Raw genomic sequence first — 13,945 nt, forward strand, 5'->3', positions numbered from 1 at the left:
CGCGCCGCATATCCCCCCGCACTCGCCGCCATCGCGCCACTCTTCACCGGAGTGAAACATGAACGCAGTGACTGACCTGAAGAACGATTACCTGGTTGCCGACATCAACCTGGCCGGCTGGGGCCGCAAGGAAATCGCCATCGCCGAGACCGAGATGCCCGGCCTGATGGCGATCCGCGACGAGTTCGCCGCCGCGCAGCCGCTCAAGGGCGCGCGCATCGCCGGCTCCCTGCACATGACCATCCAGACCGCCGTGCTGATCGAGACGCTGGTCGCGCTCGGCGCCGACGTGCGCTGGGCCTCGTGCAATATCTTCTCGACCCAGGACCACGCTGCCGCGGCCATCGCCGCCTCGGGCACGCCGGTGTTCGCCTTCAAGGGCGAGACCCTCAAGGAATACTGGGACTTCACCCACCGCATCTTCGACTGGGCGGACGGCGGCACCCCCAACATGATCCTGGACGACGGCGGCGACGCCACGCTGCTGCTGCACCTGGGCGCGCGCGCCGAGAAGGATGCCTCGCTGATCGCCAAGCCGGGCAGCGAGGAGGAAACCTTCCTGTTCGCCGCCATCAAGGAGAAGCTGGCCAAGGACCCGACCTGGTACAGCCGCAACCTGGACGCCATCAAGGGCGTGACCGAGGAAACCACCACCGGCGTGCACCGCCTGTACCAGATGGCGCAAAAGGGCGAGCTGCGCTTCCCGGCCATCAACGTCAACGACTCGGTGACCAAGAGCAAGTTCGACAACCTGTACGGCTGCCGCGAATCGCTGGTGGACGGCATCAAGCGCGCCACCGACGTGATGATCGCCGGCAAGGTTGCCGTGGTGGCCGGCTACGGCGACGTGGGCAAGGGCAGCGCGCAGGCGCTGCGCGCGCTGTCGGCCCAGGTGTGGGTGACCGAGATCGACCCGATCTGCGCGCTGCAGGCCGCCATGGAAGGCTACCGCGTGGTGACCATGGACTACGCCGCCGAGCATGGCGACATCTTCGTCACCTGCACCGGCAACTACCATGTCATCACGCATGACCACATGGCCCGCATGAAGGACCAGGCCATCGTCTGCAACATCGGCCACTTCGACAACGAGATCGAGATCGCCGCGCTGGAACAGTACCAGTGGGACGAGATCAAGCCGCAGGTCGACCACGTGATCTTCCCCGACGGCAAGAAGATCATCGTCCTGGCCAAGGGCCGCCTGGTGAACCTGGGCTGCGGCACGGGCCACCCGTCCTACGTGATGAGCAGCTCGTTCGCCAACCAGACCATCGCCCAGATCGAGCTGTGGCAGGAACGCGATAGCGGCAAGTACCCGGTCGGCGTCTACACGCTGCCCAAGCACCTGGACGAGAAGGTCGCGCGCCTGCAGCTCAAGAAGCTCAACGCGCAATTGTCCGAGCTGACCGAGGAGCAGGCCGCCTACATCGGCGTGAAGAAGGAAGGCCCGTACAAGGCCGACCACTACCGCTACTGATCGCGGCGGGCCGGCGCGCGCGTCGCGTGCCGCTTGACCGTGCTCATTGATCGCGGCCGCCGATCGCGGGTACGATCGCACGGCCGGGCTGTCCCGGCCGTCGGGCCGCGGCGCGCGCGAAGGCGCGCCGCGGTGTCGCGCATCCTGTTTCGTCTGACCCGAGCGAAGGAGTCGTCATGAGATTGCTGGCCGTCTGGATCATCAATGCCGCCGCGCTGTTCCTGGTGGGCAACCTGATCAGCGGGATTCACCTTGGCGGCTTCGGCTCGGCCATGATCGCCGCGCTGGTGCTGGGCCTGGTCAACACCCTGATCCGCCCGGTCCTGGTCATCCTCACGCTGCCGGTGACGCTGCTCACGCTCGGCCTGTTCATCTTCGTGATCAACGCGCTGCTGTTCCTGTTCGTGGGCAAGCTGCTGTCCGGCTTCGTGGTCAGCGGCTTCGGCGCGGCGCTGCTCGGGTCGATCCTGTACAGCGTGATTTCCTGGCTGCTGTCGAGCGTCCTCCTGGGCGAACGCCGGAACGCCTGATGCACGCGGCCCGCGGGCCGCTGCCAAACTTTCCAGCGCGCCGCGCCACAGGCGGCGCGCCACCATCATGCAAGACCGCTACTTCAGCTTCGAGTTTTTCCCGCCCAAGACGGCGGAGGGCACCGAGAAGCTGCGCAACACGCGCGCGCAGCTCGCTCCGCTGAATCCCAAGTACATCTCGGTGACGTTCGGCGCCGGCGGCACCACCCAGCAGGGCACGCTGGACGCCGTGCTGGAAATCCAGCGCGAAGGCATCGAGGCCGCGCCGCACCTGTCGTGCGTGGGCTCCACGCGCGAGAGCATCCGCCGCATCCTGCAGACCTACCGCGACGGCGGCATCCGCCATATCGTGGCGCTGCGCGGCGACATGCCCTCCGGCATGGGCGAGATCGGCGAGTTCCGCTATGCCAACGAGCTGGTGGAATTCATCCGCGCCGAGACCGGCGACTGGTTCCACATCGAAGTGGCCGCCTATCCCGAGTACCACCCGCAGGCCAAGTCGCCGCGCGTGGACCTGGAGAACTTCGTGCGCAAGGTCAAGGCCGGCGCCGACTCGGCCATCACCCAGTATTTCTTCAACGCCGACGCCTACTTCCGCTTCGTCGACGACGTGCGCGCCATGGGCGTGGACGTGCCCGTCGTGCCGGGCATCATGCCGATCACCAATTCCTCGCAGCTGATGCGCTTCTCCGAGATGTGCGGCGCCGAAGTGCCGCGCTGGGTGGCCCGGCGCCTGGAAGGCTTCGGCGACGACCGCGAATCGATCCGCGCCTTCGGCCTCGACGTGGTCACCGCGCTGTGCGAGCGCCTGCTCGCGGCCGGCGTGCCGGGGCTGCATTTCTACACGCTCAACACCGCCGGCGCCACCAAGGCGATCTGGCAGCGCCTCAAGCTCTGAGCCCATGGCCACCGCGCGCCGCCCCGATCCCTTCGTCGACCACCTGCTCGAACTGATGGGCCCGCTGGCGGCGCGCATCGGCCCCGTCACCGCGCGCCGCATGTTCGGCGGCCACGGGCTGTACTACGACGGGCTGATGTTCGCGCTGGTGTCCGACGGGCGCTGCTGGCTCAAGACCGACGCCCGGACCCGCGCGCTGTTCGAGGCCGAGGGCGGCGAGCCGTTCCGCTACAGCAGCGCCGGGCGCGAGGTCACCATGCGCCATTACCTGAGCCTGCCGCCGGCCTGCCTGGAATCGGCCGAGGAGATGGCGAAATGGGCGCGCCTGTCGGTGGAATCCACGCTGCGGCTGGCCAACCAGGCGCGCTGAGCGGGCGCTCGGCGGCGCCGTCGCTGCGGCCGGCCATGGCCTACACTGGCGTATGGCCACAGCAGCCTCCGACGCCACCGCGGTCACCGCCACGTTCCGTTTCCACGAAGAACTGAACGACTTCCTGCCGCGCGCGCGGCGCGGCGCGGACTGCGCTTGCGCCTGCGCGCGCGCCGCCACCGTCAAGCACATGATCGAGGCGCTCGGCGTGCCGCACACCGAGGTCGAGCTGATCCTCGTCAACGGCGAGTCGAGCGGCTTCGGGCGGGTGCTGCGGGACGGCGACCGCGTGGCCGTCTATCCGCGCTTCGAGACCTTCGACATCACGCCGCTGCTGCGCGTGCGCGAGCGCCCGCTGCGCGAAACGCGCTTCGTGGCCGACGCCCATCTCGGCGGGCTGGCCCACCTGCTGCGCCTGACCGGCTTCGACACGCTCTACGACAACCATTTCGCCGACGCCGAGATCGAGGCCATCGCCATGCGCGAAGGGCGCATCGTACTCACGCGCGACCGCGAGCTGCTCAAGCGGCGCGGTGTCACCCATGGCTGCTACGTGCGCGCCATCAAGGCGCTGCCGCAATTGCACGAGCTGTTCGCGCGGCTGGACCTGGCGCGTGGCGCGCGGCCGTTTTCGCTATGCCTGGACTGCAACGCGCCGTTGCGGCGCATCGGCAGGGCCGAGGCGGCGGGGATGGCCGGGCGCGTGCCGGCCGGGGTGCTGGCGCGGCAGGAGCGGTTTGCCACGTGCGATCGCTGCCGCAGGGTGTTCTGGGAGGGCTCGCACTGGCGGCGGATGCGGGGGGTGGTGGACGAGGTGCTGCGGAAGGGATGACCGGCGGGGCCGGCCGGTCTGTGGCCCCGCTCAGAAAACCCCCGCTTCGCTGACCACCCAATCCATCCCCACGTCATGCTCCTGCGGCAGGAGCCCGGTCCGGCAAGCCTCGAAGCCGATGCCGATCGCCACGGGCGGTGTGCCTTCGGCGGCAGCCAGCGCCGCCAGCGTGCGGTCGTAGAAGCCTCCGCCATAGCCCAGGCGGAACTTATCGGAGCTGAAACCGACACAAGGAATCAGCAGCGCGTCGGGCAGCACGGCCGGCGTGCCGTCGGGGACCGGAATGCCGTAGCGTCCCGTGGCCATCGCGGTGCCCGGTTCCCACAGGTGGAAGTCGAGCGGCGCGCCGGGGCGGCTCACTACCGGCAGGGCGGCCTGGCGGCCGGGCGCGGCGGCGAGCCAGCGCATTACCGCGGGGCGGGCGTCGAACTCGTGCTGGATCGGCCAGTAGAAACCGAGGCGCCGCACCGCCTGGCGCTCCAGCAGCGCGGCCAGCGCGGCTTCGACGGCGGCGTCGGCGCCGGCGCGCGCGGGCAGGGCCGCGCGCAGCGCCAGCAGGCGCCGCCGCAGGGTGTTGCGTTCCTCGCCGGAGCGGTCGCGAACCTCGTCGCTGGGCATGGCTGCGTGGGATAATGTTTGCTGTTGACCAAATATCGCACGGTCGGACGCGTGCCCTTCGCGCACAGGCAGAGAAGGCAATATCGTCCGGCCGTCACAACAAGGAAAGCCAAGAATGCCGAAGGGAGTATATCCGCAGCGTGCGGGCAGGGCCGCCCTCGCGGCCATCGCGTGCGCGCTGCTTGCCGCGCCGGTATTTGCGCAGAAGCGGCCGCAGCCGGTTCAGCAGCAGCAGCAATCGCAGGCAACCATCATCCCGGGCAACCCCGACGACGCTTTCGTGGCGCTGCGCGACGCCGCCCGCAAGAACGACGTGGTCCGCACCGATGCCATCTCGGCCACGCTGGTGGACTACCCGATCCCGTCGTACGTGGAGTATTTCCGCATCAAGCCGCAGATGTTCGACGCCAGCGGGCTGGCCCGCGTCGACGCGCCGGACGACCAGGTGCGCGCGTTCCTGCAGCGCTACAAGGGCGAGGCCATCGCCGACCGCATGCGCAACGACTGGCTGCTGGTGCTGGGCAAGAAGCGCGACTGGGCGAATTTCGACGCCGAGTACCCGCAGTTCGTGCTCAAGGACGACACGCAGGTGGAATGCTATGCGCTGCTGTCGCGCGCGCTCAAGGGCCAGAACGTGGCGGCCGAGGCACGCGCGGCGCTGGCCGATCCCAAGAATTTCGGCGAAGGCTGCGTCGACCTGATCGGCTACCTCGCGCAGAGCCGCCAGATCGAGCCGAGCGACGTGGCCTTCCAGGCACGCCAGGCGCTGGAGCAGAATTTCGTGACGCTGGCCGGCCGCATCGCCGCCACCGCGCCGGACGCGCGCGGCGACAGCAACACGCTGGCCACCGTGGTCAAGATGGCGCGCAACGATCCGTCGCAGGCCGCCGCCTACCTGAACGCCAGCGCCGGCAGCCTGTCGCGCGACGAGCAGGGCGCGGGCTGGGGCGTGATCGGCCAGTACGCGGCCAAGAAGCTGGCGCCCGAGGCCGCCGGCTATTACCGCCGCCAGATGGACCTGGGCGGCAACCAGTGGCTGTCGGACGAAAGCCAGGAGTGGCGCGTGCGCGCCTTCCTGCGCCAGGGCGACTGGAAGCAGGTGCGCATGGCGGTGGAGGCCATGCGCCCCGAGCTGCGCGCCAAGGACCCGGCCTGGACCTACTGGTACGGCCGCGCGCTCAAGGCGGACAACCGCGCCGCCGAGGCCGAGCAGCAATTCCAGGCCATCGCCGGCCAGTTCAATTTCTACGGCCAGCTGGCCAATGAAGAGCTGGGCAACCGCACCGTGCTGCCCGCGCGCACCCAGGTCAGCGACGCCGAGGTCAACGCCATGCGCGCGCGCCCCGGCTTCCTGCGCGCGCAGAAGTTCTACGACCTGAACCTGCGCTTCGAAGGCAACCGCGAGTGGAACTGGGAACTGCGCGGCATGACCGACCGCCAGCTGCTGGCCGCGGCCGACTACGCGCGCCGCATCGAGCTGCTGGACCGCGCCGTCAACACCGCCGACCGCACCCAGGCCGAGCACGACTTCTCGCTGCGCTTCCTGATGCCCTACCGCGACATCATGCAGCGCGCCACCGACGACGTCGGCCTCGACATGGCCTGGGCCTACGGCCTGGTGCGCCAGGAATCGCGCTTCATCATGAACGCGCGCTCGTCGGCCGGTGCGCACGGCCTGATGCAGGTGATGCCGGCCACCGCCAAGTGGGTCGCGCGCAAGATCGGCATGTCGGATTTCTCGCCGTCGATGATGGGCGATCCCAACGTCAACATCATGCTCGGCACCAACTACATGAGCATGGTGTTTACCGACCTGGACAGCTCCTGGACGCTGGCCTCGGCCGCCTACAACGCCGGCCCCGGGCGCCCCAAGAGCTGGCGCACCAGCCTGCCGCGCCAGGTCGAGGGCGCGATCTTCGCCGAGACCATCCCGTTCTCGGAGACGCGCACCTATGTGAAGAATGTGCTGTCGAACGCCACGTACTATGCTGCATTGATGAGCGGCAGGCCGCAGTCGCTCAAGGATCGCCTGGGCACGGTGTCGCCGTCGCAGATCACCACCACCGCCTTGCCCTGAGCCGGCGCGCGCTGCGCGGTCTGCCGGCGAGTGCGGTCGCCGGCGCGTGCCCGGTCCGGGGCGCGCGCCGGCCGGGCCTTGCCACGGAGGAATCCATGCAGACCAGCCATGTTCTAGTGATCGGCGGAGCCGGTTTCGTCGGCAGCCACCTGGTGGCGCGCCTGGCGGGCGTGGCCACCGCCTCGGCCACGCCGCTCGAGCCGGGCAGCGTGACCGAGCCGCCCATCGACCCCGAGCGCATCGTCGCGGCCACGCGCGACGCCGAGCACGCCCAGCACCTGCTGTTGCTGCCGCGCGTGGAGGTCCTCGAGCTCGACGTGCGCAACGATGCCGACCTCAATGCCGCCGTCGGCTCGCTGGGCACCGACGGCATCGTGGTCAACCTGGTGGGCATCCTGCACGGCGAGCGGGCCGAGCCTTACGGTGCGGCCTTCGCCGCCGCGCACGTGGACCTGCCGCGCCGCCTGGTGGACGCCTGCCGCAGCACCGGCGTGCGCCGGCTGTTGCACATGAGCGCGCTGGGCGCGGACAGCGCCGGCCCGTCGATGTACCTGCGCAGCAAGGGCGACGGCGAGCGCGTGGTGCGCGAAAGCGCGCTGGACTGGACCATCTTCCGCCCGTCCGTGATCTTCGGCCCCGACGATCACTTCCTCAATCTGTTCGCCCACATGCAGCAGATCGCGCCGGTGGTGCCGCTGGCGTGCGCGCAGGCGCGCTTCCAGCCGGTCTACGTGCAGGACGTGGCGCAAGCCTTCGTCAACGCCATGGCCACGCCCGCCACCATCGGCCACGCCTATGACCTGGCCGGGCCGCAGGTCTACACGCTCGAGGCGCTGGTGCGCTATGCCGGCCAGGCCAGCGGCCACCCGCGCCCGGTGCTGCACCTGCCCGACGCGCTGGCGCGCCTGCAGGCGGCCGTGCTCGAGCACATGCCGGGCACGCCGGTGATGACGCGCGACAACCTGGACTCCATGCGGCTCGACAACGTCATGCAGGGCCCGCTCGCGCCGGAGCTCGGCCTGCGCCAGCCGGTCAGCCTGGAGGCGGCGATGACCGACGTGCTGGCCGGCCGCGGCCATGAAAGCCAGATGCAGACCCTGCGGCGCAGCGTGTATCGCTGAAAGCGCAACGGCGGGCCGGCCGGCCCCGCCCGCTTGTGACCTGCGCTCACATCGCTGCGAGCGCAATTCGCTTGGAGCGGCCCGGCGCGGCTGGCTACAATGCCTTGTTCCGCCGGTGTGCTTTCCCGGCCGCTCCCTTCCCAGTTCCAGCAAGGATTCCGCGATGAAGCTCGTCATCGGCAACAAGAACTATTCGTCCTGGTCGCTGCGCCCGTGGCTGCTGATGCGGCAGGCCGGCATCGCCTTCGAGGAGATCAACGTGCGCCTGTCCACGCCGGAATTCGACGCGCTGGTGGCGCGCCATTCGCCGGCCGGCAAGGTACCCGTGCTGGTCGACGGCGACCTCGCCGTGTGGGACACGCTGTCCATCGCCGAGTACCTGGCCGAGCGCTTTCCCGACAAGCAACTGTGGCCGGCCGAGCGCAGCGCGCGCGCGCTGGCGCGCTCGGTCTGCGCGGAGATGCACGCCGGCTTCGGCAACCTGCGCAGCCAGATGCCGATGAACGTCACCGCGGTGCTGCCCGGCCTGGGCTGGAACGTGGCCGTGCAGCGCGACGTGGACCGCATCGCCGCGATCTGGACCGACCTGCGCGCGCGCTTCGGCGCCGGCGGCCCGTTCCTGTTCGGCGCCTTCACCGTCGCCGACGCGTACTTCGCGCCGGTGGTCAGCCGCTTCGCCACCTATGGCACCCACCTGCCCGACGAAGCCAAGCGCTACGCCGACTTCATCCTCGCGCTGCCCACCATGCAGGCCTGGATCGCCGATGCGCGCGAGGAGCGCGATTTCATCGTGGAGGACGAGCCGTACCGGCTCGCGCCGGACCGCGCCGACGCCATCGTCATCAACCGCTGAGGACCGTCCATGCAGGTGTATGCCGTAGGCGGCGCCATCCGCGACGCCCTGCTGGGCAAGTCCAGCCAGGACCGCGACTACGTGGTGGTGGGCGCGACTCCGGCCGAGATGGAAGCCGCCGGCTACAAGCCGGTGGGCAAGGATTTCCCGGTCTTCCTCCATCCGCGGACCAGGGAGGAGTACGCGCTGGCGCGCACCGAGCGCAAGACCGCGGCCGGCTACAAGGGCTTCGCCTTCTACTGCGCGCCCGACGTCACGCTCGAAGACGACCTGGTGCGGCGCGACCTCACCATCAATGCCATGGCGCGCGCGGTCGATGCCGGCGGCGAACTCGCCGGCCCGGTGATCGATCCCTACGGCGGCCAGCGCGACCTGGCCGCGCGCCAGTTCCGCCACGTGTCCGAAGCCTTCGCCGAAGACCCGGTGCGCATCCTGCGCGTGGCCCGCTTCGCCGCGCGCTTCCACGACTTCACCGTGGCGCCGGACACGCTCGCGCTGATGCGCCGCATGGTCGAAGCCGGCGAGGTCGACGCGTTGGTGGCCGAGCGCGTCTGGCAGGAACTCGCGCGCGGCCTGATGGAGGCAAAGCCCTCCCGCATGTTCGGCGTGCTGCGCGACTGCGGCGCGCTGGCGCGCCTGCTGCCCGAGCTGGACCGGTTGTGGGGCGTGCCGCAGCGCGCCGACTACCACCCCGAGGTCGATACCGGCGTGCACGTGATGATGGTGATCGACACCGCCGCCGCCATGGGCGCCGCGCTGCCGGTGCGCTTCGCGGCGCTGGTGCACGACCTCGGCAAGGGCACCACGCCGGCGGACGTCCTGCCGCGCCATATCGGCCACGAGCAGCGCAGCGTGGCGCTGCTCGAAGACGTCTGCAAGCGCCTGCGCGTGCCCACCGAATGCCGCGACCTCGCGGTGGCGGTGGCGCGCGAGCACGGCAACATCCACCGCAGCGACACCTTCGGCGCCGCGGCGCTGACGCGCCTGCTGGAGCGCTGCGACGCGCTGCGCAAGCCGGCGCGCTTCGCCGGGATCCTGCAGGCCTGCGAGGCCGACGCGCGCGGGCGGCTGGGGTTCGAGGAGCGCAGCTATCCGCAGACGGCGCGGCTGATGCGGGCGCTGGCGGCGGCTTCGTCGGTGGATGCGGGCGCGGTGGCCCGGGAATGTGCCGGCGATGCGGGCCTGATCAAGGATCGCGTGCATGCGGCGCGGGTGGCGGCGGTGGAGGCGGCGCTGGGGGCGCCGTGACCGTCAGGCGCGGCTAGATCAGCTTCCCCACCGCCAGCGCCACCATCGACAGCAGGATCGTCGACGCGAACGGCAGCATGAAATCGCGCCCGAACAGGCGGAAGCGCACGTCCCCGGGCAGCCGCCCCAGCCCCAGCTTCTGCAGCCATGGCAAGGCCGCCGACAGCACGATGACGGCCAGGAAGATGGTGAAGGTCCAGCGCAGCATGGTGCGTGCCTGTGGGGTTCGGGTGCGTGACTATAGCGCGTGGCTGCGGTCGGCGCGCGCGAAGCCGGCCAGCGGCAGCGCGTGGTCGAGGCCGCGGGTCAGCGCGATGACCTTGAACAGCTCGCCCATCTCGGCCTCGGACAGCAGTTTCTGCACCGCGTTGGCGGCGGGCAGGAAGCTGCGCGTGTCGCCCGGGTCCAGCGCCATCAGCAGTTCCGTGATGCCGGCGTTCATCAGGAAGCGCGCCTGCGAGGCGAAGCCGGCCACGATCAGGCCGGTGTCGGCCGCGGCGTGGGCGATGCCGCTGAAGTCGACGTGGGCGGTGATGTCCTGCAGGCCGGGGTAGAGGAACGGGTCCGGGTGCGCGTGATGGCGGTAGTGGCACATCAGCGTGCCGCCCATGCGCTGCGGGTGGTAGTACTCGGCGGCCGGGAAGCCGTAGTCGATGAAGAAGGCGGCGCCGCGCGCGAGCATCGCGCCCACCGCGCGCACGAAGCCCTGGGCTTCGGCGTGGGTCTCGGTGACGATGTCGTGGTCGCCGGGGATCGCGTGCAGCGCCTCGGGCAGGTCGCCGGCGGGCACGGGGCGGTCGGAGAAGGCGAAGGCGGCGCCGGTCTGCGCCGCATTTCCGGCTGCCGCGGCCTCCTGCCGGATCACGCCGCGCTCGAGCCAGCGGCCGTGGCTGCGCGCGAACAGGCGCACCGGCATGGCATCGAGCACTTCGTTGCCGACGATGACGCCCTCGAAATGCCCGGGCAGCGTATCGAGCCATTCCACGCGCGCGGCCAGGTGCGGGGCGCGCGCGGCCAGCGTGGCCTGCTGGCGCGCGCGCAGCTCGCCGGAGAGTTCGACGATGGCATAACGCCCCGGCAGCTGCCCTTCCTGTTCCAGCGCCAGCAGCAGGTCTGCCGCCAGGCGGCCGGTGCCGGCGCCGAATTCGAGCAGTTGCGCCAGGCCCGGTTCGGCCAGCAGCGGCGCGAACTGGCGCGCCAGCGTGCGGGCGAAGAACGGGCTGAGCTCGGGGGCGGTGACGAAGTCGCTGCCGTCGCGCGCGTCGCGGCCGAACTTGGCGGCGCCGCCGCTGTAATAGCCGAGGCCGGGCGCATACAGCGCCAGCGCCATGTAGCGGTCGAAACCGAGCCAGCCGCCGGCCGCGTCGATGGCCTGGGCGATATGTGCGCTGAGCGTGGCAGAGGCGCTCAGCGCGTCTGCGGGGGGAAGGGGTAGACTAGCGCCTTTGTGCATACCGCGATTGTAGCAATGCCCGACTCCGTATCTCCTGACTCCGCATCGCCCGGCGGCCCGTCGGCTGCCGCTTCCGATTCCGCTGCCGCCGCTCCTGCCGCTTCCGCCGCCGCCGCCGCGCCCGCGCGCGGCGTCGCGCTGGTGACCGGCGCCGCGCGCCGGCTCGGCCGCGTGATCGCGCTGGAACTGGCCGCGCGCGGCTGGGACGTGGCCGTGCACTGCCACCGCTCGCTGGCCGAGGCCGAGGCGCTGGCCGGCCAGATCCGCGCGCGCGGCCGCCGCGCCGCCGTGCTGCAGGCCGACCTCGCCGACGAGGCCGCCACCAGCAAGCTGGTCGCCGCCTGCACCGCGGCGCTGGGCGTGCCGGGCTGCCTGGTCAACAATGCCTCGCTGTTCCAGTACGACGTGGCGACCAGCTTCTCGTATGCCTCGCTCGACACCCACATGCGCACCAACGTGGCGGCGCCGCTGCTGCTGTCGCGCGAGCTGCACCGCGCGCTGCCCGAAGGGCAGACCGGCGTGGTGATCAACCTGCTGGACCAGAAGCTGGACAACCTCAACCCGGATTTCCTGTCCTACACGCTGTCCAAGGCGGCGCTGCAGACCGCCACCGTGCAACTGGCCCAGGCGCTCGCGCCCAAGCTGCGCGTGGTGGGCGTGGCGCCCGGCATTACCATGGTCTCGGGCGACCAGTCCGGCTCGAGCTTCCGGCGCGCGCACTGCATGACGCCGCTGGGCCACTCGTCCACGCCGGAAGACATCGCGCAGGCGGTGGCCTACCTGGCCGAGGCGCGCGCCGTGACCGGCACCACGCTCTACGTCGATGGCGGGCAGCACCTGATGCCGCTCGCGCGCGACGTGATGTTCCTCACCGAATGACCCTTTGACTTACCCGGCGCGCGGCCGCTGCCCGGCCCGCGCCTTCCAGATCCGGTTTCCCCCCATCATGACCATGCTCGCCGCCCTTACCCACCCCAGCCTGCAGGACTGCCGCCGCATGTTCCTGCGCAATTACGAAGTGCAGATCAACATCGGCGTGCACGAATTCGAGAAAAAGGGCGAGCAGCGCGTGCTGATCAATATCGACCTGTTCGTGCCGCTGGCGCAGAGCACGCCCCAGGAAGACAAGCTGCAGGAAGTGGTGGACTACGACTTCATGCGCAACACCGTGGCCGAGCGCATGGCGCAGGGCCACGTGCACCTGCAGGAAACGCTGTGCGACGACGTCGCGCGCGCCATGCTCAGGCACCCCAAGGTGCGCGCCGTGCGCGTCTCGACCGAGAAGCCGGACGTCTATCCGGACTGCGATTCGGTCGGCGTCGAGGTCTTCCACATCAAGGGCGCGTAAGCCGCGCACGGCGGCCCGCCGGCCCGCACGCGGGCGGCAGCCGGCGCGCACGGGGCGCTCAAGCTAAAATACCGGGCTGTCCGGCTACGGCCCGGGCCGCCGGCACCGCAAGTGACGCGGCTGCCGCATCGCCCGCCGTTCCGCCCCCCGCATTCCCCGATCCGAGCGCCATGACCGCCACCACGCATTCCAAGAACTTCTACCGCCTGGAAACCTACCTCCAGTCGCAGACGGGCCGCGCCATCGGCGACTTCAAGATGATCGAGGACGGCGACACGGTGCTGGTCTGCCTGTCCGGCGGCAAGGACTCGTACACCATGCTGTCGGTGCTGATGGCGCTGCAGAAGCGCGCCCCGGTCAAGTTCAGGCTCATCGCGATGAACCTCGACCAGAAGCAGCCGGGCTTTCCCGCGGACATCCTGCCGGCGTACCTCAAGTCGGTCGGGGTGGAGTATGTGATCGTGGACGCGGACACGTATTCCATCGTCAAGGAAAAGGTGCCCGAGGGCAAGACCACCTGCTCGCTGTGCTCGCGCCTGCGCCGCGGCGTGATCTACCGCACCGCCAAGGAACTGGGCGCCAACAAGATCGCGCTGGGCCACCACCGCGACGACATCGTCCAGACCTTCTTCCTGAACCTGTTCTTCGGCGGCAAGATGAAGGCCATGCCGCCCAAGCTGGCCACCGACGACGGCCAGCACATCGTGATCCGCCCGCTGGCCTATTGCCCGGAGAAGGACATCGCCGCCTATGCGCGCGCCATGGCCTATCCGATCATTCCGTGCAACCTGTGCGGCTCGCAGGAGAACCTGCAGCGCAAGAAGGTCAAGGAGATGCTGCTGGAGTGGGAGCGCCAGAGCCCGGGCCGCATCGACAACATCTTCGCCGCGCTGCGCAGCGTGGTGCCCTCGCACCTGGCCGACACCGAGCTGTTCGACTTCAACGGCCTGGCCACCGGGCTGGCCAAGGTGGACGAGGCCACGCTGTTCGGCCAGACCAGCTTTGCCCAGCAGCCGCTGGTGTTCGCCGGCGGCATGGAGGAGAACAAGCTGGAGTTCGTGCGCTTCGAGAAATCCGCGCCGGCCGGCGCCGAGCCGGCCAGCGCGGAGTAAGGAAGAAA

At 70.1% G+C, this 13,945-nt stretch carries 15 protein-coding genes; 12 read left to right on the top strand and 3 right to left on the bottom strand.

Annotation, left to right across the window (positions count from 1 at the left end; all coding sequences use genetic code 11):
* The first annotated feature begins 58 nt into the window (after window positions 1-58).
* The 5 genes from ahcY to ACKI2N_RS01655 all read left to right on the top strand — a co-directional run bounded on the left by ahcY (window position 59) and on the right by ACKI2N_RS01655 (window position 4,107).
* Window positions 59-1,477 carry an adenosylhomocysteinase gene (gene ahcY / locus ACKI2N_RS01635; RefSeq protein ID WP_420994048.1) on the top strand — a complete coding sequence of 473 codons (1,419 nt, stop codon included), beginning with the start codon at window positions 59-61 and terminating at the stop codon, window positions 1,475-1,477.
* A 176-nt stretch (window positions 1,478-1,653) separates the two neighbouring features.
* Complete coding sequence (locus ACKI2N_RS01640; RefSeq protein ID WP_420994049.1) at window positions 1,654-2,007, top strand: phage holin family protein; 354 nt, start codon at window positions 1,654-1,656, stop codon at window positions 2,005-2,007.
* Between the two features lie 67 nt (window positions 2,008-2,074).
* On the top strand, window positions 2,075-2,905 hold the full coding sequence (gene metF, locus ACKI2N_RS01645; protein ID WP_420994050.1) for a methylenetetrahydrofolate reductase [NAD(P)H]: 831 nt from the start codon (window positions 2,075-2,077) through the stop codon (window positions 2,903-2,905).
* A 4-nt stretch (window positions 2,906-2,909) separates the two neighbouring features.
* A complete protein-coding gene (locus ACKI2N_RS01650) occupies window positions 2,910-3,275 on the top strand; it encodes a TfoX/Sxy family protein (protein ID WP_420994051.1) in 366 nt (121 codons plus the stop codon).
* A 52-nt stretch (window positions 3,276-3,327) separates the two neighbouring features.
* Window positions 3,328-4,107, top strand: a complete 780-nt coding sequence (locus ACKI2N_RS01655) for a Mut7-C RNAse domain-containing protein (protein ID WP_420994052.1) — start codon at window positions 3,328-3,330, stop codon at window positions 4,105-4,107.
* A gap of 30 nt (window positions 4,108-4,137) precedes the next feature.
* Here ACKI2N_RS01655 and ACKI2N_RS01660 read toward each other — a convergent pair whose 3' ends face one another.
* A complete protein-coding gene (locus ACKI2N_RS01660) occupies window positions 4,138-4,725 on the bottom strand; it encodes a 5-formyltetrahydrofolate cyclo-ligase (RefSeq protein ID WP_420994053.1) in 588 nt (195 codons plus the stop codon).
* Between the two features lie 115 nt (window positions 4,726-4,840).
* On the opposite strand from ACKI2N_RS01660, the gene ACKI2N_RS01665 reads away from it, so the two are divergent.
* The 4 genes from ACKI2N_RS01665 (at window position 4,841) to ACKI2N_RS01680 (ending at window position 10,024) form a co-directional block, all read left to right on the top strand.
* Complete coding sequence (locus ACKI2N_RS01665) at window positions 4,841-6,802, top strand: transglycosylase SLT domain-containing protein (RefSeq protein ID WP_420994054.1); 1,962 nt, start codon at window positions 4,841-4,843, stop codon at window positions 6,800-6,802.
* A 95-nt stretch (window positions 6,803-6,897) separates the two neighbouring features.
* On the top strand, window positions 6,898-7,923 hold the full coding sequence (locus tag ACKI2N_RS01670) for a complex I NDUFA9 subunit family protein (RefSeq protein ID WP_420994055.1): 1,026 nt from the start codon (window positions 6,898-6,900) through the stop codon (window positions 7,921-7,923).
* 163 nt (window positions 7,924-8,086) lie between these two features.
* The gene (locus ACKI2N_RS01675; RefSeq protein ID WP_420994056.1) at window positions 8,087-8,776 is read left to right on the top strand and encodes a glutathione S-transferase family protein; all 690 of its coding nucleotides are present in this window, start codon (window positions 8,087-8,089) and stop codon (window positions 8,774-8,776) included.
* 9 nt (window positions 8,777-8,785) lie between these two features.
* On the top strand, window positions 8,786-10,024 hold the full coding sequence (locus ACKI2N_RS01680) for a multifunctional CCA addition/repair protein (protein WP_420994057.1): 1,239 nt from the start codon (window positions 8,786-8,788) through the stop codon (window positions 10,022-10,024).
* A gap of 13 nt (window positions 10,025-10,037) precedes the next feature.
* On the opposite strand, the gene ACKI2N_RS01685 is transcribed toward ACKI2N_RS01680, so the two are convergent.
* A complete protein-coding gene (locus tag ACKI2N_RS01685) occupies window positions 10,038-10,232 on the bottom strand; it encodes a DUF2905 domain-containing protein (protein ID WP_420994058.1) in 195 nt (64 codons plus the stop codon).
* A 30-nt stretch (window positions 10,233-10,262) separates the two neighbouring features.
* The gene (locus ACKI2N_RS01690) at window positions 10,263-11,477 is read right to left on the bottom strand and encodes a class I SAM-dependent methyltransferase (protein WP_420994059.1); all 1,215 of its coding nucleotides are present in this window, start codon (window positions 11,475-11,477) and stop codon (window positions 10,263-10,265) included.
* Between the two features lie 15 nt (window positions 11,478-11,492).
* On the opposite strand from ACKI2N_RS01690, the gene ACKI2N_RS01695 reads away from it, so the two are divergent.
* The 3 genes from ACKI2N_RS01695 to ttcA all read left to right on the top strand — a co-directional run bounded on the left by ACKI2N_RS01695 (window position 11,493) and on the right by ttcA (window position 13,937).
* Window positions 11,493-12,356 (top strand): SDR family oxidoreductase, encoded by an 864-nt coding sequence (locus tag ACKI2N_RS01695; RefSeq protein ID WP_420994061.1) that lies wholly within the window; start codon window positions 11,493-11,495, stop codon window positions 12,354-12,356.
* A gap of 67 nt (window positions 12,357-12,423) precedes the next feature.
* Entirely contained in the window at window positions 12,424-12,825 is a 402-nt protein-coding gene (locus tag ACKI2N_RS01700; protein WP_420994062.1) for a dihydroneopterin aldolase, read from the top strand.
* A gap of 170 nt (window positions 12,826-12,995) precedes the next feature.
* Complete coding sequence (gene ttcA, locus ACKI2N_RS01705; RefSeq protein WP_420994063.1) at window positions 12,996-13,937, top strand: tRNA 2-thiocytidine(32) synthetase TtcA; 942 nt, start codon at window positions 12,996-12,998, stop codon at window positions 13,935-13,937.
* The last annotated feature ends 8 nt before the right edge of the window (window positions 13,938-13,945 follow it).

This window comes from Cupriavidus sp. 30B13 (assembly GCF_049059565.2).
Taxonomy (GTDB): domain Bacteria; phylum Pseudomonadota; class Gammaproteobacteria; order Burkholderiales; family Burkholderiaceae; genus Cupriavidus.